Annotated in this window: 21 protein-coding genes, 1 tRNA gene and 1 other RNA gene; 14 read left to right on the forward strand and 9 right to left on the reverse strand. The window is 42.7% G+C overall.

The window, feature by feature from the left end:
* Window positions 1-261: 261 nt before the first annotated feature.
* Window positions 262-1,647, reverse strand: coding sequence for a uracil-xanthine permease family protein (locus MIS45_RS09790; protein WP_249446785.1), 1,386 nt, complete (start codon window positions 1,645-1,647; stop codon window positions 262-264).
* Between the two features lie 526 nt (window positions 1,648-2,173).
* Here MIS45_RS09790 and MIS45_RS09795 point away from each other — a divergent pair.
* The 6 genes from MIS45_RS09795 to MIS45_RS11420 all read left to right on the forward strand — a co-directional run bounded on the left by MIS45_RS09795 (window position 2,174) and on the right by MIS45_RS11420 (window position 5,695).
* Complete coding sequence (locus tag MIS45_RS09795; protein WP_249450410.1) at window positions 2,174-2,593, forward strand: OsmC family protein; 420 nt, start codon at window positions 2,174-2,176, stop codon at window positions 2,591-2,593.
* Between the two features lie 90 nt (window positions 2,594-2,683).
* Window positions 2,684-3,097, forward strand: a complete 414-nt coding sequence (locus tag MIS45_RS09800) for an NfeD family protein (RefSeq protein WP_249446787.1) — start codon at window positions 2,684-2,686, stop codon at window positions 3,095-3,097.
* Between the two features lie 59 nt (window positions 3,098-3,156).
* Window positions 3,157-4,104, forward strand: a complete 948-nt coding sequence (locus tag MIS45_RS09805) for an SPFH domain-containing protein (protein WP_249442443.1) — start codon at window positions 3,157-3,159, stop codon at window positions 4,102-4,104.
* 326 nt (window positions 4,105-4,430) lie between these two features.
* Window positions 4,431-5,036 carry a glutathione S-transferase N-terminal domain-containing protein gene (locus MIS45_RS09810; RefSeq protein ID WP_249442444.1) on the forward strand — a complete coding sequence of 202 codons (606 nt, stop codon included), beginning with the start codon at window positions 4,431-4,433 and terminating at the stop codon, window positions 5,034-5,036.
* A 37-nt stretch (window positions 5,037-5,073) separates the two neighbouring features.
* Entirely contained in the window at window positions 5,074-5,475 is a 402-nt protein-coding gene (locus tag MIS45_RS09815; protein WP_249445805.1) for a ClpXP protease specificity-enhancing factor, read from the forward strand.
* Window positions 5,476-5,569: 94 nt separating this feature from the next.
* A complete protein-coding gene (locus MIS45_RS11420) occupies window positions 5,570-5,695 on the forward strand; it encodes a putative periplasmic lipoprotein (RefSeq protein WP_283397267.1) in 126 nt (41 codons plus the stop codon).
* Window positions 5,696-5,797: 102 nt separating this feature from the next.
* Here the strand turns inward: MIS45_RS11420 and ssrS are convergent.
* From ssrS to MIS45_RS09835, 4 genes are all read right to left on the reverse strand, one after another.
* Window positions 5,798-5,977: non-coding RNA, 6S RNA (gene ssrS, locus MIS45_RS09820), on the reverse strand.
* 9 nt (window positions 5,978-5,986) lie between these two features.
* A complete protein-coding gene (locus tag MIS45_RS09825; RefSeq protein ID WP_249442446.1) occupies window positions 5,987-6,286 on the reverse strand; it encodes a cell division protein ZapA in 300 nt (99 codons plus the stop codon).
* Window positions 6,283-7,353, reverse strand: a complete 1,071-nt coding sequence (locus tag MIS45_RS09830; RefSeq protein WP_249442447.1) for a coiled-coil domain-containing protein — start codon at window positions 7,351-7,353, stop codon at window positions 6,283-6,285. The genes MIS45_RS09825 and MIS45_RS09830 overlap by 4 nt, the downstream gene beginning before the upstream one ends.
* A 74-nt stretch (window positions 7,354-7,427) precedes the next feature.
* Window positions 7,428-8,417 carry an NAD(P)H-dependent glycerol-3-phosphate dehydrogenase gene (locus MIS45_RS09835; RefSeq protein ID WP_249442448.1) on the reverse strand — a complete coding sequence of 330 codons (990 nt, stop codon included), beginning with the start codon at window positions 8,415-8,417 and terminating at the stop codon, window positions 7,428-7,430.
* 162 nt (window positions 8,418-8,579) lie between these two features.
* Between MIS45_RS09835 and MIS45_RS09840 the strand changes: the two genes are divergently transcribed.
* Window positions 8,580-8,993, forward strand: a complete 414-nt coding sequence (locus tag MIS45_RS09840) for a PACE efflux transporter (RefSeq protein WP_249445806.1) — start codon at window positions 8,580-8,582, stop codon at window positions 8,991-8,993.
* Window positions 8,994-9,046: 53 nt separating this feature from the next.
* Here the strand turns inward: MIS45_RS09840 and MIS45_RS09845 are convergent.
* Window positions 9,047-9,131: transfer RNA gene (locus MIS45_RS09845), tRNA-Leu, on the reverse strand.
* Window positions 9,132-9,408: 277 nt separating this feature from the next.
* Entirely contained in the window at window positions 9,409-10,410 is a 1,002-nt protein-coding gene (gene mltG, locus MIS45_RS09850) for an endolytic transglycosylase MltG (protein WP_430472171.1), read from the reverse strand.
* A gap of 164 nt (window positions 10,411-10,574) precedes the next feature.
* On the opposite strand from mltG, the gene MIS45_RS09855 reads away from it, so the two are divergent.
* On the forward strand, window positions 10,575-10,850 hold the full coding sequence (locus MIS45_RS09855) for a type B 50S ribosomal protein L31 (protein ID WP_249442451.1): 276 nt from the start codon (window positions 10,575-10,577) through the stop codon (window positions 10,848-10,850).
* Window positions 10,850-10,975 carry a type B 50S ribosomal protein L36 gene (ykgO, locus tag MIS45_RS09860; RefSeq protein WP_249442452.1) on the forward strand — a complete coding sequence of 42 codons (126 nt, stop codon included), beginning with the start codon at window positions 10,850-10,852 and terminating at the stop codon, window positions 10,973-10,975. Before MIS45_RS09855 ends, ykgO begins: the two co-directional genes overlap by 1 nt.
* Before the next feature lie 68 nt (window positions 10,976-11,043).
* Here the strand turns inward: ykgO and rimI are convergent, their stop codons facing one another.
* Together rimI and MIS45_RS09870 are read right to left on the reverse strand one after the other, a co-directional pair.
* Window positions 11,044-11,481 carry a ribosomal protein S18-alanine N-acetyltransferase gene (gene rimI, locus MIS45_RS09865; RefSeq protein WP_249450411.1) on the reverse strand — a complete coding sequence of 146 codons (438 nt, stop codon included), beginning with the start codon at window positions 11,479-11,481 and terminating at the stop codon, window positions 11,044-11,046.
* Between the two features lie 65 nt (window positions 11,482-11,546).
* A complete protein-coding gene (locus MIS45_RS09870) occupies window positions 11,547-12,434 on the reverse strand; it encodes a Dyp-type peroxidase (protein ID WP_249450412.1) in 888 nt (295 codons plus the stop codon).
* Between the two features lie 572 nt (window positions 12,435-13,006).
* Between MIS45_RS09870 and MIS45_RS09875 the strand changes: the two genes are divergently transcribed.
* From MIS45_RS09875 to MIS45_RS09895, 5 genes are all read left to right on the forward strand, one after another.
* On the forward strand, window positions 13,007-13,672 hold the full coding sequence (locus MIS45_RS09875; protein WP_249450413.1) for a lysophospholipid acyltransferase family protein: 666 nt from the start codon (window positions 13,007-13,009) through the stop codon (window positions 13,670-13,672).
* 3 nt (window positions 13,673-13,675) lie between these two features.
* Window positions 13,676-14,611: a phosphatidate cytidylyltransferase gene (locus MIS45_RS09880; RefSeq protein ID WP_249446793.1), complete on the forward strand. Its 936-nt coding sequence runs from the start codon at window positions 13,676-13,678 to the stop codon at window positions 14,609-14,611.
* A gap of 86 nt (window positions 14,612-14,697) precedes the next feature.
* Entirely contained in the window at window positions 14,698-15,441 is a 744-nt protein-coding gene (locus MIS45_RS09885) for a uracil-DNA glycosylase family protein (protein WP_249450414.1), read from the forward strand.
* Between the two features lie 4 nt (window positions 15,442-15,445).
* A complete protein-coding gene (radC, locus tag MIS45_RS09890; protein ID WP_249450415.1) occupies window positions 15,446-16,126 on the forward strand; it encodes a RadC family protein in 681 nt (226 codons plus the stop codon).
* Between the two features lie 259 nt (window positions 16,127-16,385).
* Window positions 16,386-17,150 carry an ABC transporter ATP-binding protein gene (locus tag MIS45_RS09895; RefSeq protein ID WP_249450416.1) on the forward strand — a complete coding sequence of 255 codons (765 nt, stop codon included), beginning with the start codon at window positions 16,386-16,388 and terminating at the stop codon, window positions 17,148-17,150.
* Window positions 17,151-17,204 lie beyond the last annotated feature (54 nt).

The following is a 17,204-nucleotide window of genomic DNA, read 5'->3' on the forward strand; positions in this document are numbered from 1 at the left end:
TGGTTAAGATAAACACAGACAAGCTGGCAACGCTGTATTATAGTGGATTCAATTTAAATTAGGACAAGGCGACAGTGACCGCCGTGTACACATAGTACATAAGGGAGCTGGCAACGCTGTACTGGTTTAAATTGAATTCACTATATTTTTATTTTAAATAACTATAAATATACAGTAAAAAGGCAGCCTGAAAACATTTTCAGGCTGCCTTTTCTTTGAATTTTTATTACAAATTCACTCTACTTCCATTTTTCAGGAATACTATTCAGATTTTTCCGATAAATAAACCGACTTATCAGTCAAATCGTGTGGTAAAAGCAAGTTCAACACCACAGCCGTAATGCCACCAGCCGCAATCGCATTACGGAACACTTCGGGCAACAATTTGAACACATCAGGCTCAAATGCCACGCCCAAACCCACGCCTACCGCAGTCGCGGCAATCACGGCTTCGCGGCGGTTAATGCCATTAGTCATAATAATGCGCACACCAGCAATCGCAATCAAACCAAACATCAACACCATCGCACCACCCAACACAGGACTAGGGATTGTCGTAAATGCGCGCCCAAAAATAGGGAACAAACCCGCCACCACCAAAATTATCGCAATAAATTTGCCCACATGACGCGACGCCACGCCCGTCATTTGAATCACACCATTATTTTGCGCGAAAGTCGTTAAAGGCAGCGAACCGAGCGCGGTCGCAATCACAGAAACCAAGCCATCGGCAAATACACCACCGCGCAAACGTTGTTGAAATTCCTCGCCTTCATATTTTTGTCCCGACACCATGGCAGTCGCAGTCAAATCGCCTACTGCTTCAAACACACTCAACAGGTAAATCGTACCAGCCACCAAAAATGCCGCAAAATCAAATTGAAAGCCATATTTAAACGGCGTGGGAATTGTCATAATTGGCGCATCTTTCAATGCCGAAAAATCCACCATGCCCATAAACAAAGCCACAATATAACCTGCAATCAAACCGACTGCCACGCCACTCATGCGCAAAAGTGGATTTTTCATGCAGTTAAACAACAATACAACTAACAACACAAAACTTGCCAAACCCACATATTTCAGGCTGCCAAATTCGTCCGTACCTTTCAGATGAAAGCCACCGCCGAAATCAGTAATGCCCACATCAATCAAACTCAAACCAATCAGCAACACCACCACACCACTCACAGTAGGCGTAATCACGCGTTTCAAATACGGCAGCACCCACGCCGCACCGCACACCAAAAACGCGCCCACAAACGACACGCCCAACAAAGTGGAAATCATCGCATTTTCGTCCAAGCCTTTCTCTTTCATGGAAAAACCGAGCGAAATCATCACGCCCACAAACGAAAAATTCACCGATTGAATGGACAACATGCCCGAACCAACCATACCAAAACGATTCACTTGCAAATAAGTGCCAATACCAGATGCAACCATCGCCATAGAAACCAGATAAGCGGTCATTTCTACGGGTAATTTCAAAACGTTACCAACAATCAGCGCGGGGGTAATCATAGGAACAAAAATCGCCAGTAAGTGCGTAATCGCGCTTACCAGCGAATTGAAAAACGGTGGTTTGTCTTCAAGTTTATAAACCAAATCCGCTTCGGCGGTGGCTTGGGTATTCAGTTCTGCCATTTTTGGGTATCCTTAAAAAATGATAAAAAAGTCAGTGAAATGTGTTTTCAGGCTGCCTGAAATCATTTCACTATTGCGTAAAAAGGGCGCCATTGTAGCGCAAATTTATGTAAAGAAATAGGCAGCCTGAAAAATAATTTTGTTACGCAATAAGATATAGTCATTTAAAATAGAAATAAGACAAGGCGACAGCGACAGCCGTGTACACATCGTACATAAGGGAGCTGGTAACGCTGTATTATAGTCGCTTAAAATAAAAATAGGACAAGGCGACCACGCCCGCCGTGTACATCTAGTACATAAGGGCGTGGGCAACGCAGTAGTATTTTTAATTTTAAGCGACTATATTTTTATTTTAAATGACTATAGATTTGTGCATCTTTGAAACACATTATCATTATTTGTTTATCAAACGCCAAAAATCCACCGAAAATCATGTTTCATTCATATAAAATATGTTAAATTTATATTTATCAAGGCAGCCTGAAACAGGTTTATTAATCATTAATACGAAAGGAAAAAATAGATGAAAATCATTAGTCAATGGGTAGATGGTCGCTGCTTTGTGGCAGCAAATGAACGCGGCAACAGTATTATTATGGATGGTACTTCTGCTGACGAAGGCTTAAAACGTGGCGCAAGTCCAATGGAAGTTTTGTTAATGGGCGTGGCAGGATGTTCCAGCATTGATGTGGTGGACATTGTGAAAAAACAACGTCAAGACATTGTGGATTGCATTGCCACCGTTGAAGCGGAACGTGTGGACAGTATTCCGCGCGTATTTAGCAAAATCCATTTGCATTTCAAAGTCATCGGGCGTGGTTTGAAAGAAGATGCGGTCGCCAAAGCGGTACAATTATCAGCAGAAAAATATTGCTCGGCTTCTATTATGTTGGGCAAAGCTGTGCCGATAACGCATAGTTTTGAAGTGGTGGAAACGGAATAGTTTTTCAGGCTGCATCACAGATAAATAGGCAGCCTGAAAATAAAACGTTGAATATTTGTGCATAATTTCATGCAATAAAGGAGACATATCATGGCTCTATGGACATTTTGGCTTATTTTGGCATGTCTGGTTTTTGTAGCAGAAATGTTTACAGGAACGTTTTATTTACTGGTATTGGCAGTAGCATTGTGTGGCGCAGGCATATTTACTTTGTTGTTTGATGTCAGCATGCAAATGGGACTTTTAATTGTCGCATTTTTATCGCTAGTCGGTACAATCTACGTTTACCAAACACGTCGCCAACGCCCTATGAATAATGATGATTTGGACATTGGTAGCATGGTGCAAGTGGAACAGCCATTATCAGGCGGAATGTGGCGTGTGTTTTATCGTGGCGCAACTTGGGAAGCGCGTGCGGTTGATAACAGCCATTTTCAAATGGGCGATACAGCCCGAATTTGTGGCAAAGATGGCATTGTTTTGTTGATTGAAAACGATGTTTAACTCATTTCAGGCAGCCTGAAAAATATTTTTTATCACTTTAATACTACAAGGAGCAAAGAATGTTTAGCTTACCTTTCATTATTTTAATTGCCGTCGTTGTGGTCGGTTTCAAATCACTAAAAATTGTGCCACAGCAAGAAGCGCACATTGTGGAACGCCTAGGCAAATTTCATGCGGTATTAAGCCCAGGTTTGAATATTCTCGTGCCATTTTTAGACCGCGTTGCCTACAAACATTCGCTCAAAGAAATCCCTTTGGACGTTCCCAGCCAAGTATGTATCACACGCGACAACACACAATTGACGGTGGACGGCGTACTGTATTTCCAAGTAACCGATGCCAAACGCGCATCGTATGGTTCAAGCAACTACATTTTGGCGATTACACAACTGGCACAAACCACGCTGCGCTCGGTTATCGGTCGCATGGAATTGGATAAAACTTTTGAAGAACGCGATGACATCAACCGCACAGTAGTGGCTGCACTAGACGAAGCAGCGGTTTCATGGGGCGTAAAAGTTTTGCGTTATGAGATTAAAGACCTTGTTCCGCCACAAGAAATTTTGCGTTCTATGCAAGCGCAAATTACAGCGGAACGTGAAAAACGCGCCCGCATCGCCCAATCGGAAGGCTTGAAAATCGAGCAAATTAACTTGGCTTCGGGCGAACGTGAAGCCGAAATCAAAAAATCTGAAGGTGAAGCGCAAGCTGCTATCAACGCATCAAAAGGTGAAAAAATTGCACAAATTAACCGTGCCGAAGGTGAAGCAGAAGCCTTGCGTTTGGTGGCACAAGCCAGCGCAGATGCGATTAAAATGGTCGCACTAGCCATTCAAGAACCAGGGGGCAGCGAAGCGGTTAAATTGAAAGTTGCGGAACAATATGTAGAAGCATTCAGCAAATTAGCCAAAGAAAACAATACGATGATTATGCCAGCCAATGTTGCCGATATTGGTGGCTTGGTAGCAGCAGGTATGAGTATTGTCAATCAAACCAAACAATCGTAAATCCATCACAAGGCAGCCTGAAAAATCGTTTTCAGGCTGCCTTTTTATTCATTTTTCATGATTTATCAAGTATAGTGAATTCAATTTAAACCAGTACAGCGTTGACAGCTCCCTTATGTACTATGTGTACACAGCGGTCGCTGTCGCCTTGTCCTGATTTAAATTGAATCCACTATATAAAATCTCTTTAATATTCAAATATATAAAATCATTTTTTTGCTAAATACTTGTTAAAACGATATAATTAACCTACTTATTTTCCCAAATTATTTTCAGGCTGCCTATTTGCAGGCTGCTTGACTCATTTTATAACAAGGAATCCGCACATGATGATATTGTATTCAGGCATCACTTGCCCATTTAGCCACCGTTGTCGTTTTGTTTTGTATGAAAAAGGCATGGACTTTGAAATCAAAGACATTGACGTATTCAACAAACCTGAAGATTTGGCAGTCATGAATCCCTATAACCAAGTTCCTGTTTTAGTGGAACGCGATTTGGTACTGTATGAATCCAACATCATCAACGAATATATTGATGAACGTTTTCCGCATCCACAATTAATGCCCGCCGACCCTGTGATGCGCGGTCGTGGTCGTTTGGTCTTATTTCGCTTGGAAAAAGAACTGTTTGTTCATGTGAAAACTTTGGAAGACCCAACCGCCACCAGCAAAGAACAAGCCAAAGCGCGTGAAGCGATTACCAATGGCTTAACCATGATTGCACCAGCATTTGCCAAAAACAAATACGTTTTGGGCGACGATTTTTCCATGATTGATGTGGCACTTGCACCATTATTGTGGCGTTTAGACCATTACGACATCAAATTGGGCAAAGCAGCCGCGCCATTATTGAAATCAGCGGAACGCATTTTCCAACGCCAAGCATTTATTGATGCGCTGACTCCTGCTGAAAAAGCAATGCGCCGTTAATAATTTGTTGCATATCAAGGCAGCCTGAAAGACTATTATGAATATTTCAACCAAACCTTATTTTATTCGCGCACTCTATGAATGGTGTTTGGACAATGGATATACACCCTATCTTGCCGTGTGGGTCAATGAACATACACGCGTTCCCAAACAATTTGTAAAAGACGAACAAATTGTATTGAGCATCAGCACCACTGCCACTAAAGATTTGCTGATTGATAACGAATGGATTTCGTTTCATGCCCGATTTGGCGGTGTATCCCATGAAATTTGGATACCTGTTGGACACGTTTTGAGCATTTTTGCCAAAGAAACGGGGGAAGGAATGGGATTTGAAATAGAAAAATGGCAGCCTGAAAACGTTGCAGACACACTACCCGACACACCTGCAACCAATGATGAAACACCAAAGAAAAAAGTATTGAAACTGGTTAAATAACCATATTTACCACGAAGGCAGCCTGAAAACTTGTTTTCAGGCTGCCTTCTGTTAAATTAATTTACCCTGATATTTTTATTAACAAGGACGTATCATGAAAAAAATCTTCGCATTAACCGCCATCGCTGTCTTATTAGCTGCTTGCGCAGGCACAAGTTCAACTGGTAACACCGAAATATACGGTCAAATCAGCGGTGGCGTAGAAACTACTTTCAAATAAAGGCAGCCTGAAACCTAAAGACCTTCATTTCATATAGAGATTTAAAATACTCAAATCCCAAAAAAGAAAAATACCACCTAAAATATTAGGTGGTATTTTTTATGGAACCCCGCAAATGCCGTTTCGGCTTAGTCCGCTTGAACCTTGTAAACAAGGTGGTCATCTCGGGTAACTTCGGGTGCAACCTAACTAGAGGTCGCTCGCTCCTGTTACAACTCCCGACAACCGAAGCAAACTTATTGGTTCAAGGAAAATATGCCTTTACGAACACCGCAGGGAAATTTAACTGGTTTAATCGGCTTTTAACGCTGTATCGCAAAGCTCAATCAATGCCTGAATTTTACCGTTATATTCGTCATTTGGCAATTCATTTTTATTCTTTTCCACTGCTTTAAGCAAGTCATGCGTCAAATTCAAAGCTGCCATAATCACGATTTTTTCCGTTTCCATGTTTTTGCCAGCATGCTGAATCGCTGTGATTTTCTGATTCAACATTTCCACCGCTTTGAGCAAGGTTCCACGTTCGCTGTCAGGTGTACCAATGGTAAATTGACGGTCGAGAATTTCAACACTGATTTGTTCAATACTCATTCGTTTGCTCCCTTGCTATCTGTTTCAATCACAATTTCATCGCTTGTATCCACTTCATTATGCACAGTTTCAGTACTCAACAACTCTTGTCCCAACTCACCAGTCAATTCAGGAGCGGGCAAGCGCGCCAATAATGCACGAATATTGTTAGCATTTTGCAGCAACATACTGCGATATTCTTGATTTTGATTATTCAACTGGCGAATTTGCTCTTGCAATTCTGCCTTTTCAGACTGCATACGCTCTTTTTGCTGGCTAATTGCTTGATTCAAACGACTCAAACTCTGTTCATGTTTTTGTGCTTGCAAGGCAAATTCAATACGGAAACGCTCGGTTTCTTGCGCCAATTTAGTTGCAGCACGTTCTTGTTCTGCCGCTGCTTTTTCATTCAGTATACGCTCTTGTTCCAATAATGCTTCACGCGCCTCTTTCAACTCTTCTTGCAATTCTTCATTATTGCTATTGCTGGTAGTTAAGCGCATTTGCGTATCCGTTAATTGTGTTTGCAAAGTATCTAATTGCTCACGCAAACTTTGATTGCGACTATCCAAATTAGCTTGTGTTTCTGCCGCTGATAATTTTTGGCTTTCCAACTCTTTGGTAATGGTTAAAGAATTGTCTTCAGCTGCACGCAGCTGCTCTTGCAAAGTACTAAAACGCACACGATCAGCCGTTAATTGCTGTTCTTGTTCATCAAAACGGTCTTGCCAATCTTTTTCTTTATTTTGAATCGTTTGTTGCAAAAAATTGATTTGATCGCGTAAATTCACACGTTCTTTTTCCAATAACTGAATTTGCTGTTCTTGAAATTGGATTTTATCGGTCAAATCGTCTACTTCTTTGGCAGATTGCGCCGCAGTTGCCGCAAATGCCGCAGCCGCTTCACTGGCTTTAGCTTGATTGCGTGCATCTTCCAATTTGTATTGCAACGTTGCTGCTTGCTCTTCGTAATTCAAACGCGCTTCACTCAACTGCTCTGCTAATTGCGCATTATCAAGACGCAGTTGATTCATTTTGCCGATGAGGTCTTGTATGCGACTTTCAAGATTTTCTAATGATTGGTTCATATATTTTTCTCGGAAAATTGATAAATTAAGTTTTCAGGCTGCCTTATCAAAATCGAATGTAGCCTGAAAAAAGATTATTCACTTTTTGGTTCTCGCTGCATCAATCTGTCTACAACATCTTGCGCAGCCAATTCATTGCGTACCAGTTGGAACAACATATCGGTTACAGGCATATCAATTTGGTATTTTGCCGCCGCATTATGCACTTCCTCAATGGTTGGTACACCTTCGGCAACGTGTCCAATTTCTTTCAAAACTTGATGCAAGGTTTTGCCTTCCGCCAGCCCCAAGCCAACTTTGCGATTACGCGATAATGCGCCTGTACAAGTCAAAATCAAATCACCCATACCCGCCAAACCCATCATGGTTTTGGGTTGTGCGCCCATTGCCACTGCCAAGCGCGTGATTTCTGCTAAACCGCGTGTTACCAAAGCCGCGCGTGCATTCAAACCATAGCCTAAACCATCGGATAAACCCGTTGCAATCGCCATAACATTTTTGACCGCGCCACCAACAGATACGCCAATCACATCTTCATTAGCATACAAGCGCATGACTGTGGTATTCAGTTGATGTGTTAATTGATTAATCCACGCACCATTCTCGGACGCCAAACAAACGGCACAAGGTAATTGTTTTGCCAACTCTTGCGCAAAACTAGGACCCGACAACACCCCAATCTTATCGTTTTCAGGCAGCACTTCTTTAACCACTTGGAACGTGAGCAAACCCGTATCCAATTCAAAGCCTTTGCACGCCGTTAAAATGGGAAGATGACCACCACCGTTTTGTTGCAATAATTCCACGCTGGCACGCAGCCCCACCACAGGCGTAACCACCAATACCAGCTCGCTATCCACCAACGCTTCACGCATATCGGTGTAAATGTTTAAATTATCAGGCAGCCTGAAATTGGGTAAATAACGCTCATTTTGGCGCGTCTCCTGCATCGTTTTTGCATGCGCTGCATTATGTGTCCACATTGCAACACGATGATTATGCAAGGAAAAATGTATGCCAAGAGCCGTACCCCAAGCACCCGTTCCCAAAATGGTAATATTCATCGTTCGTCCTCATTCCGCTTGTTTTTAAATGGCCATTTTCAGTTACCCTATTGATACACAATACAGCCATTCGCAATTTTATCACAAGGCTTGCTTTTGTGTTCAAGCAGCCTGAAAATATCACATTTTCTCAATCAACAAAATAGCTTTCAGGCTGCCTTTATGACCAAAAAAGAACGCATTTTCCAAGCCATATTATTTGAAGCCCTACTCGTGATTATTTCCACACTTTTGCTCGCAGCATTCACATCACACGGCATTGGCGAAATGGGCGCATTATTTATCATCATTTCCCTGATTGCATTAGCATGGAATATGCTATTTAACTGGTTATTTGACCAAAAATTTACCGCACCACGCATTGAACGCAGCCTGAAAATCCGCGCATTGCACGCCACATTATTTGAAGGCGGCTTAATGCTACTTACCGTACCACTAATTGCATGGTGGCTCAACATCACATGGTGGCACGCCATTATTATGGACATCGGCATGACACTTGGCGTGATGATTTACACCGTAATTTTTCATTGGTGCTATGACCATTTGCGTGAAAAAATCAAAAAGGCAGCCTGAAAACATAAATAAAAAAAGACCGCTTAAAAAATTAAGCGGTCTTTTTAGCGATTTGGTGCCCAGGGTCGGACTCGAACCGACACACCTTGCGGCGGGGGATTTTGAGTCCCCTGCGTCTACCAATTTCGCCACCTGGGCTTCTTGGGAAAGATTTGAATTATACGGATAATATAAATTTTGTAAAGACTCTATTGGCGAGAGAATTTTTACCCATTGTTTTTTATATAGATTAAATTGAAATATTTTTTCAGGCTGTATCCTTTGCAAAATCTGAACTACTGGGTCAGATTCCCGAATCCCACATTTTGTATATTTAACAATGATTTTATTCCAAAACCATATCAAATACACAACCCACTTCTGTTTTGCAAAAAACACTTTCTTTATTAAAAAGCTGCCTGAAAAACATTTCAATTTATTTTTTCTTCAAAATATACTTACGCACCGCCGCATTATGTTCTTCCAGCGTATGACTAAATTGACTTTTGCCCGTATTATCCATGCGCGAGACAAAATACAAATATTTGCTGCTGGATGGATTTGCCACCGCTTGTAACGCTGCACGACTCGGCAAAGCAATCGGCGTTGGCGGTAAACCATGCCGCGTATAAGTGTTATACGGTGTATCGCGCTGCAAATCCGCCTTACGAATGCGCCCTTTATATGCATCGCCCATGCCATAAATGACAGTTGGGTCTGTTTGCAAGCGCATATTAATCGCCAAACGATTGCGAAATACCGCCGCCACATCGCCACGGTCATCAGCATGCGCTGTTTCTTTTTCCACCAAACTCGCCATAATCAGCAATTCATACGGATTTTTATACGGCAAGCTGGTATCACGTTCCTTCCACGCTTTGTCTAATTCTTTTTGCATAGCTTTATAGGCAGCCTGAAAAATCTGCAAATCACTGCTTTCCGCCGCAATTTCATAACTTTCGGGAAAAAACAGCCCTTCTGGATTATCCGAAATCGCATTTGGGTCAATTTTGCGCAACAATTCCGCATGGCTCATATGGCGCGTATCGTGTTTGATATTTGCCGTTTGGTTAATGACATGGCGCATTTGTGAAAACTTCATACCCTCTATAATTTGCACGCGCACCGTATCAGGGCTATTTTGACGCAAACGCTTAATTACTTCCCATGCCGAAAATTGGGCAGGAAAACGATAACTACCCATACTCAACTGATTATGCACACCCATTGCATACGCCGTTGCCACCAAAACCGTGCGATTAAAGATTTTGCCATCTTGCGCCATTTTGCGACTGACAGCAGAAATGCCTTGCCCCTTTTCTACCGTTACACGATAAGGCAATCCATTGTTTTTTGGTATAAATAATAAAGCGGAGAACACAGTAATCACCACAACAGGCACGGCAATCAGCAAAACTTTAAGCAATTTAGACATAATATTCAGCAACAAAAAAATAAGATTTTAGCCGATATTGAAAAGATTGAGACAGCCTGAAAAAATAAAAAAGTTTCAGGCTGCCTGAAACGTCATGCTGATTCTAAAACTTGCATTTGCTTCATCATTGTTATACTATAACATTTTAAGTTAGTAGGAATAACACCATGAAACAAGGCATTCACCCCGAAGATTATCGCACCATTTTATTTTACGACAGCAGCGCTGAGCAAGGTTGGCTGATTCGTTCATGCGCCAATACACATGGCAAAACAATGGTTTGGACAGATGGTCAAGAATATCCCGTGTTTATGCTAGATACATCTGCCGCATCGCATCCTGTGTACACAGGCAAACAACGCGAGCATAACAAAGAAGGTCGTGCAAGCGTGTTCAATCAACGTTTTGCAGGCATGATGTCAGCATTTAGAAAGGATAAATAATGCAAGTATTGTCTTCTTTGAAAGCAGCAAAAATACGTCATCGTGATTGCCAAGTGGTGCGTCGCAAGGGCAAAGTTTATGTAATTTGCAAATCTAATCCGCGTTTTAAGGCACGACAACGGTAAAATGAAAAACGGATTGTGTTGTATGACACAATCCGTTTTTTGTAGAAAGTGGGTTTTCAGGCTGCCTATTAGATGATTTTTTCCATTAAAACAGCATCTTCCCCATCGCGATAATACTTCTGTCGCACAGTGGTGGCAGAAAAACCCAGTTTGCGATACAAATTCTGTGCGACATGGTTGGATGCACGAACTTCTAGCATAATCCGCACAATATTTGCGGTAGAGGCAGCCTGAAACATTTCTTGCATCAACATTTGTGCGATACCTTGTTGGCGATATTCTGTGGCAGTAGCGATAAGATGCAGCTCCATTTCGTCCACAATTGTTTGCCATACGATAAAGGCGAGTATGGCTCCCTGTTTATTTTGCGCGACCAATACAGTGTCCAAATCAGATTGCAGCACGGATTGCCACCATGCCAATGACCATGCCGAAGAATTGGTTGCTGCATCTATCGCCATGATTTCAGGAAGTTGTTCAGATGTTGCGTGAGAAATATGTATCATGACATTTTGTTTCGAAAATAGGTTTTCAGGCTACCTTTTTATAATTAGGCAGCCTGAAAAATACTTTATAACTGGCGTAATCGTGTTTCACTCGGTGCGTAATAATACGCGCCAGAAACGGCTTGGGTCAGGCGTTCCAACAGCAAATCGGTCTGCCCGTCTGCTACATCGCCAAACATATGCTGCAACTGCGCTTCAATATTGTGTAACGTACCAGCATACGCAATAAACGCCAATCCGTGTTCGCCCGAAGCCGTGCCATAGGGCAAACTGCGGCGCACAATTTTTAAACCTTTGCCATCTTCTTTGATATTGGTACGCGCGATATGTGAACGAGGGTGGCGAATATCTTTGCTAAATTCTTCGTTACTTTCTTTGCTGCGTGCCACACTTTCTTCTTGTTCAGCGATGCTGTATGTATTCCATTTGGCTAAATCGTGGCGATAACGCTGCATCAAAATATAGCTGCCACCGTGTTCATTCAAACCAATAGACAGGATTTTTTCTGCGCCATGTGGATTTTCGGTGCCGTCCACAAAGCCATCCAAACCGCGTTCTTGGTGGCGACGGAAACCGTGTGTTTCGTTGCATACTTCAATCGCTGTGCCAAACGCTGCCAGCACGTCCATTGCTAACGTGAAATTGCTATCGTGATGATTGGATTGGATGTGCAACAATAAATCATGTTGCGTGGCAGGTGCGTGCGTATTGCCTTTGCCGTATGTGGGGAAATTTTTTAATTCGGGCGCTTCGGCAGCATGTTTCAGGCTGCCCCAAAAATCTGCGCCAAATGCAATGCTTAAACCAATTTGGTCTTCGGGATAACGCGCTTGAATATGTGATAATTTATCCAATGCAAGAGCGCAAGCAGCGGCGATTTTTTCAGGCTGCTTGATATTGGCTTCAATAAACAAACCAAATTGTGCGTGTTCGTTGAGCAAAATTTCTTTCATGATGCGTGTTCCTGTGGTCAATGATTTGATGCGTGATTATACGATTTTTGCGTGAGAAAAAAACAGGGAATTGCACATTTGTATGATGACGAAAGCAGCTTGGTTATCCGTACTATTAATTATTTTTAATGAAGTGTGATTCGTATGGCAGAAATCTTCAGGCTGAAACCTTTGCAAAACCCCAGATTTGAGCACAGTTCAAAGCGATAGTATCACAAAACGTGCAGACATATCATGTAGATAGGCAAGCGTTTGAGAAACGCATCGCGCAGAAATGTGCCAAAAATGGGGATTTTGCAAAGGTTTCAGGCTGCCTAAATCAAATCCACCATAAAATATAAGAACCTGTATTCACAATCTTAATAGCTTGCTTTTATCGCCACTTCATGCGCCTACTGCATTGGCTTTTCATGCCAATATGTTCAATATTGGCATGAAAAGTCGCCTTGTATTCGCAAGAATTATCAATAAAATCAAGCCACCAATCTTATGAATACAGGTTCTAACTCAACAAGTTCTGTTAAAATCAGTTAAAATCTTGTGTTTGATTGTTCAACCCATCGGGTTTCAAAATGAAATCATCTAATTTTCTCGCCATGTTGATTGCGCGAAGTTTGTACGCGCTGGTGGCATTTATCACAGGCATACGCCCAAAATTTGAAGGCAATATTTCTTTTGGTACAGAACGCAAAGTTTATTTTGCCAACCATGCCAGTCATGGCGATTTTGTGATGGTGTGGGTTTCCTTGCCAAAAAAATGGCGCGACAAAGCACGTCCTGTTGCAGGCGCAGATTATTGGCTCAAAAGTCCCCTACGCCGTTTTATTATCAACCAAGTTTTCAATGGTTTATTGATTATGCGTAACGGCAACGACCCCAAAGCCATCACGCAACAAATGACCGATGCGCTGGCACAAAATGTGTCCTTGATTATTTTCCCCGAAGGCACACGCAATACTGATGACAATATTTTATTGTTACCATTCAAAAGTGGCATTTATCATTTAGCGCGTGAAAACCCCGATGTCGGTTTTGTGCCGATTTGGATTGACAATATCAACCGCGTATTGCCCAAAGGCAAGGTCATTCCTGTGCCAATGATTTGCGAAGTGAATTTTGGCGAAGAATTGTATCTGCAAGAAAACGAAGACAAAGACGCTTTTTTGCAACGCGCTCGTGAAGCCATGCTCGCACTCGCACCTGCCCACAAACGCGCCCAATATGCTGAAAAAGGATAAACCATGCCTACTTCCAATTTTCCTGCTCTGGCAGCAATGGTCTTTGCTGGCATCTTTGTTTTATTGGCGATTGCCGCGTTTTCAGGCTACCTTTTGCAAAAACGTCCACAATATGCGCACAATTTAATGCTCAAAGAATTTAATACGCGCGTGTATTCATGGTTCGCCATGACGGTAATTTTATTGGTGGCATTTTGGCTGGGACGCAGCGGTATGATTCTGTTGTTTCTTATCGCGTCCTATGCCGCCATGCGCGAATTTATGTCGCAAGTGTACCGCTATCGTGGCGACCACAATGCCGTAGCCACTTGTTTCTACATACTTTTGCCGCTGCAATATTATTTTATTTGGACAGATTGGCACAGTATGTTTACCGTGTTAATCCCCGTGTACGCCTTTTTGCTATTGCCGATTATTGTGCAATTATCCAGCGGCTCCAAAACTGAATTTTTTGAACGCACCGCCAAAATTCAATGGGGCGTGATGATAACCGTATATTGTTTATCGCACGTTCCTGCGTTGATGAGTTTGCCCATCAAACATTTTGCGGGCAAAAATATTTTATTGCTATTGTTTATGCTGGTGGTCGTGCATACTGGCGACGTGGCTTATTATTTATGGCGGCGTACGGGCGGTACACAAGGCGGTCGCCGTACCACAACGGGTGCAATCGTCAGCATTGTCATTGCAACATTTGTTGCCACTTGTTTATTCTGGATAACACCATTTAATCCATTTCAGGCTGCCTTAACAGGTTTATTATTGAGTGTAATGGGCTTTTTTGGTGGTACTGTCATGCAACAAATCAAACACAGCTTTGGCATACATCACTGGGGACGCCCTGCCCCACGCGGACACAGCAGCGTACTAGACCGTGCCGACAGCATTTGTTTTGCCGCGCCAGTGTTCTATCATATTGTGCGGTATTATTGGACGTAATTTATTGATTTTCAGGCTGCCTTTTTATATAAATACACATAAATAGGCAGCCTGAAAACTATTTTATTTATTTTTAAGAGAAATATATGTTAAACAGCCGCTATGTTCATCTCCACGAAGCACTGGGTTTAGGCGTAATGTGGCTCAATGCCAATGCCAAAATCATTACCCCAATCTCAAATCCTGTTTCTACGCCTGATACAAATACTTTTCAGGCTGTCTCAGTCGCGCCCACACCTAGCAAACACGAACATAGCAACGCTCGTTTAGCTGCATTACAACGAGTGCGTGGCAATACCAATCTACCCAGTACAACCGAAAATCATCTGCACGATAACATTCAAACCATTCCCCATATCATCACACAAGCCACACAACAAAGCGTTGTTACGCCACAAAACGCAACCATTATGGCAATGAGCGTATGTCCTTCGGTGCAAGATATTGCTGCTAAAAAATTATTCAGCGGTGATGACGGTGTGATGTTGTACAAAATGTTGGCAGCGATTGGCTTGCAAGCGCAAGATGTGTATTTGACCACATGGCTGAAAGATTTTCCCGATTTCAACCCCAAACCACCAACCGAAATCGTGGTAGCTGCTGCGCCACGTGTGGCACAAGAATGGCAACAAAGTGGCGCAAAAGCCTTGTTATTATTGGGCGATTTGTTTTTTGACCGCGAAGACGTACAACAACAGATTGAACAATTTTGTCCGCATCATCAACGTTTTATCATTCCCCACCCTATGCGAATCATCAACAATCAAACACTCAAACGTGGCGCATGGGAAACTTTGCAGCGTTTGGAAAAACACATCAAGGCAGCCTGAAAACATGAGTATTAAAGATTGGGCGACTGGCGAGCGTCCGCGCGAAAAACTATTGCAACGTGGCGCCAATGCATTGAGTGATGCGGAATTATTAGCGATTTTGTTGCGTGTAGGAACGCAAGGCATGAGTGCGGTGGATTTGGCACGTTCTTTGTTAGACAACTACGGTGGTTTAGGCGGCGTAATGCACGCATCGGCAGATGAGTTGAGCCAACACAAAGGCATGGGTTTAGCGGCATACGCACAATTTGCCACAGTATTGGAAATTGGTCGGCGCGTATTGAGCGAAGAATTACGTCAGCAGCCAGTATTCAATAATCCGCAAGTAGCGGGCGATTTTTTGCGTTTGCGAATTGGGCGCGAACGTGTGGAAGTCAGCATGGCATTGTTTTTAGATACACAAAATCGTTTGATTGCGTGTGAAGAATTATCGCGTGGCACGGTGGCGGAAAATATTGCGTATCCACGCGAAGTGGCGCGATTGGCATTGCAGCATCACGCTGCCGCTGTCTTATTCGCGCATAATCACCCATCAGGCAGCCTGAAACCTTCGCCCGAAGATTTTGCGTTTACGCAGCGTTTACAAGCAGCATTGGCATTGCTGGATATTGTGTTGCTAGACCATGTAATTGTTACAGCGACGGCAACGGTTTCGTTTGTGGAACAGGGTTGGTTGAAATCGTGATGATTGGGTTTCAGGCTGCATTTTGATTTTGCATCTTAAAATAGTCGTTTCAAATTAATAAAATAAGACAAGGCGACAGCGACCACCGTGTACAGCCAGTACATAAGGGAGCTGACAACGCTGTATTATTTTTATTTCAAACGACTATACAAAAAGTTTCAGTCTGAAAATATTTTTATTGCAAATTATTTTTATTTATCACTTTCCAGAAAAACGATATAATCCATAATCTTTTGATTTTTCAGGCTGCCTTTCTACCGTGTTTCAACTCAATCAAGTTCAATTTGCCGTACCAGAGCGCGTGTTATTGCACAACATTAATCTCACCTTTCATACCCAAAAAGTGTACGGTTTAATCGGACACAACGGTTCGGGCAAATCCACCTTACTTAAATTATTGGTGCGCCAACATCGCGCCACAGCGGGCAAAATTTTGTTGGACGGTAAATGCGTGGACGATTACTCGCCCCGTGAATACGCCCAACATTTAGCCTATTTACCGCAACATTTGCCTGCCGCCGCCGCGCTGACTGCTGAAGAATTGGTCAAAATGGGACGATACGCATGGACAGGTTTAACAGGGCGCGAAACCGAAGCCGACCGAGCCGCCGTTCAACGCGCATTGGCATTGACTCGCACCGAAAAATTTCGCCACGAATTTGTGGACAACCTATCAGGCGGCGAACGTTCGCGTGTATGGTTGGCGATGTGTTTGGCGCAAGAAAGCCGCTATTTATTATTGGACGAACCTTTGGCAGCTTTGGACATTGCACATCAATTAGACGTGATGACTTTGGTACGCGAATTGTCGCGTGAACTGGATTTGGGTGTAATCGTTGTGATTCACGACATCAATTTAGCGGCACGATTTTGCGATGAATTGGTGGCATTACACCAAGGGCAAGTGCTTAAAGTAGGGCAGCCTGAAAATATTATGACCGCAGATGTTTTGCGTGATATTTACAGTGTAGAGATGCAAATTTTGCATCATCCAATTACGGGCAATGTGATGGCTGTGCCGTAGTTTCAGGCTGCATTTATTAGAACAAATATATTTTCAGGCTGCCTATCCATAAAA

Source organism: Wielerella bovis (assembly GCF_022354465.1).
GTDB classification, from domain to species: domain Bacteria; phylum Pseudomonadota; class Gammaproteobacteria; order Burkholderiales; family Neisseriaceae; genus Wielerella; species Wielerella bovis.

Excerpts from the sequence above, each read along its gene's own strand:
- MIS45_RS09885 (WP_249450414.1), top strand. The coding sequence starts at position 14,698 with ATGTTAAACAGCCGCTATGTTCATCTCCACGAAGCACTGGGTTTAGGC.
- MIS45_RS09855 (WP_249442451.1), top strand. The coding sequence starts at position 10,575 with ATGAAACAAGGCATTCACCCCGAAGATTATCGCACCATTTTATTTTAC.
- MIS45_RS09830 (WP_249442447.1), bottom strand. The coding sequence starts at position 7,353 with ATGAACCAATCATTAGAAAATCTTGAAAGTCGCATACAAGACCTCATC.
- MIS45_RS09815 (WP_249445805.1), top strand. The coding sequence starts at position 5,074 with ATGAATATTTCAACCAAACCTTATTTTATTCGCGCACTCTATGAATGG.
- ykgO (WP_249442452.1), top strand. The coding sequence starts at position 10,850 with ATGCAAGTATTGTCTTCTTTGAAAGCAGCAAAAATACGTCATCGTGAT.
- MIS45_RS09790 (WP_249446785.1), bottom strand. The coding sequence starts at position 1,647 with ATGGCAGAACTGAATACCCAAGCCACCGCCGAAGCGGATTTGGTTTAT.
- radC (WP_249450415.1), top strand. The coding sequence starts at position 15,446 with ATGAGTATTAAAGATTGGGCGACTGGCGAGCGTCCGCGCGAAAAACTA.
- MIS45_RS09825 (WP_249442446.1), bottom strand. The coding sequence starts at position 6,286 with ATGAGTATTGAACAAATCAGTGTTGAAATTCTCGACCGTCAATTTACC.
- MIS45_RS09835 (WP_249442448.1), bottom strand. The coding sequence starts at position 8,417 with ATGAATATTACCATTTTGGGAACGGGTGCTTGGGGTACGGCTCTTGGC.
- MIS45_RS09840 (WP_249445806.1), top strand. The coding sequence starts at position 8,580 with ATGACCAAAAAAGAACGCATTTTCCAAGCCATATTATTTGAAGCCCTA.
- rimI (WP_249450411.1), bottom strand. The coding sequence starts at position 11,481 with ATGATACATATTTCTCACGCAACATCTGAACAACTTCCTGAAATCATG.
- MIS45_RS09795 (WP_249450410.1), top strand. The coding sequence starts at position 2,174 with ATGAAAATCATTAGTCAATGGGTAGATGGTCGCTGCTTTGTGGCAGCA.
- MIS45_RS09870 (WP_249450412.1), bottom strand. The coding sequence starts at position 12,434 with ATGAAAGAAATTTTGCTCAACGAACACGCACAATTTGGTTTGTTTATT.
- MIS45_RS09875 (WP_249450413.1), top strand. The coding sequence starts at position 13,007 with ATGAAATCATCTAATTTTCTCGCCATGTTGATTGCGCGAAGTTTGTAC.
- MIS45_RS09810 (WP_249442444.1), top strand. The coding sequence starts at position 4,431 with ATGATGATATTGTATTCAGGCATCACTTGCCCATTTAGCCACCGTTGT.
- MIS45_RS09880 (WP_249446793.1), top strand. The coding sequence starts at position 13,676 with ATGCCTACTTCCAATTTTCCTGCTCTGGCAGCAATGGTCTTTGCTGGC.
- MIS45_RS09800 (WP_249446787.1), top strand. The coding sequence starts at position 2,684 with ATGGCTCTATGGACATTTTGGCTTATTTTGGCATGTCTGGTTTTTGTA.
- MIS45_RS11420 (WP_283397267.1), top strand. The coding sequence starts at position 5,570 with ATGAAAAAAATCTTCGCATTAACCGCCATCGCTGTCTTATTAGCTGCT.
- MIS45_RS09805 (WP_249442443.1), top strand. The coding sequence starts at position 3,157 with ATGTTTAGCTTACCTTTCATTATTTTAATTGCCGTCGTTGTGGTCGGT.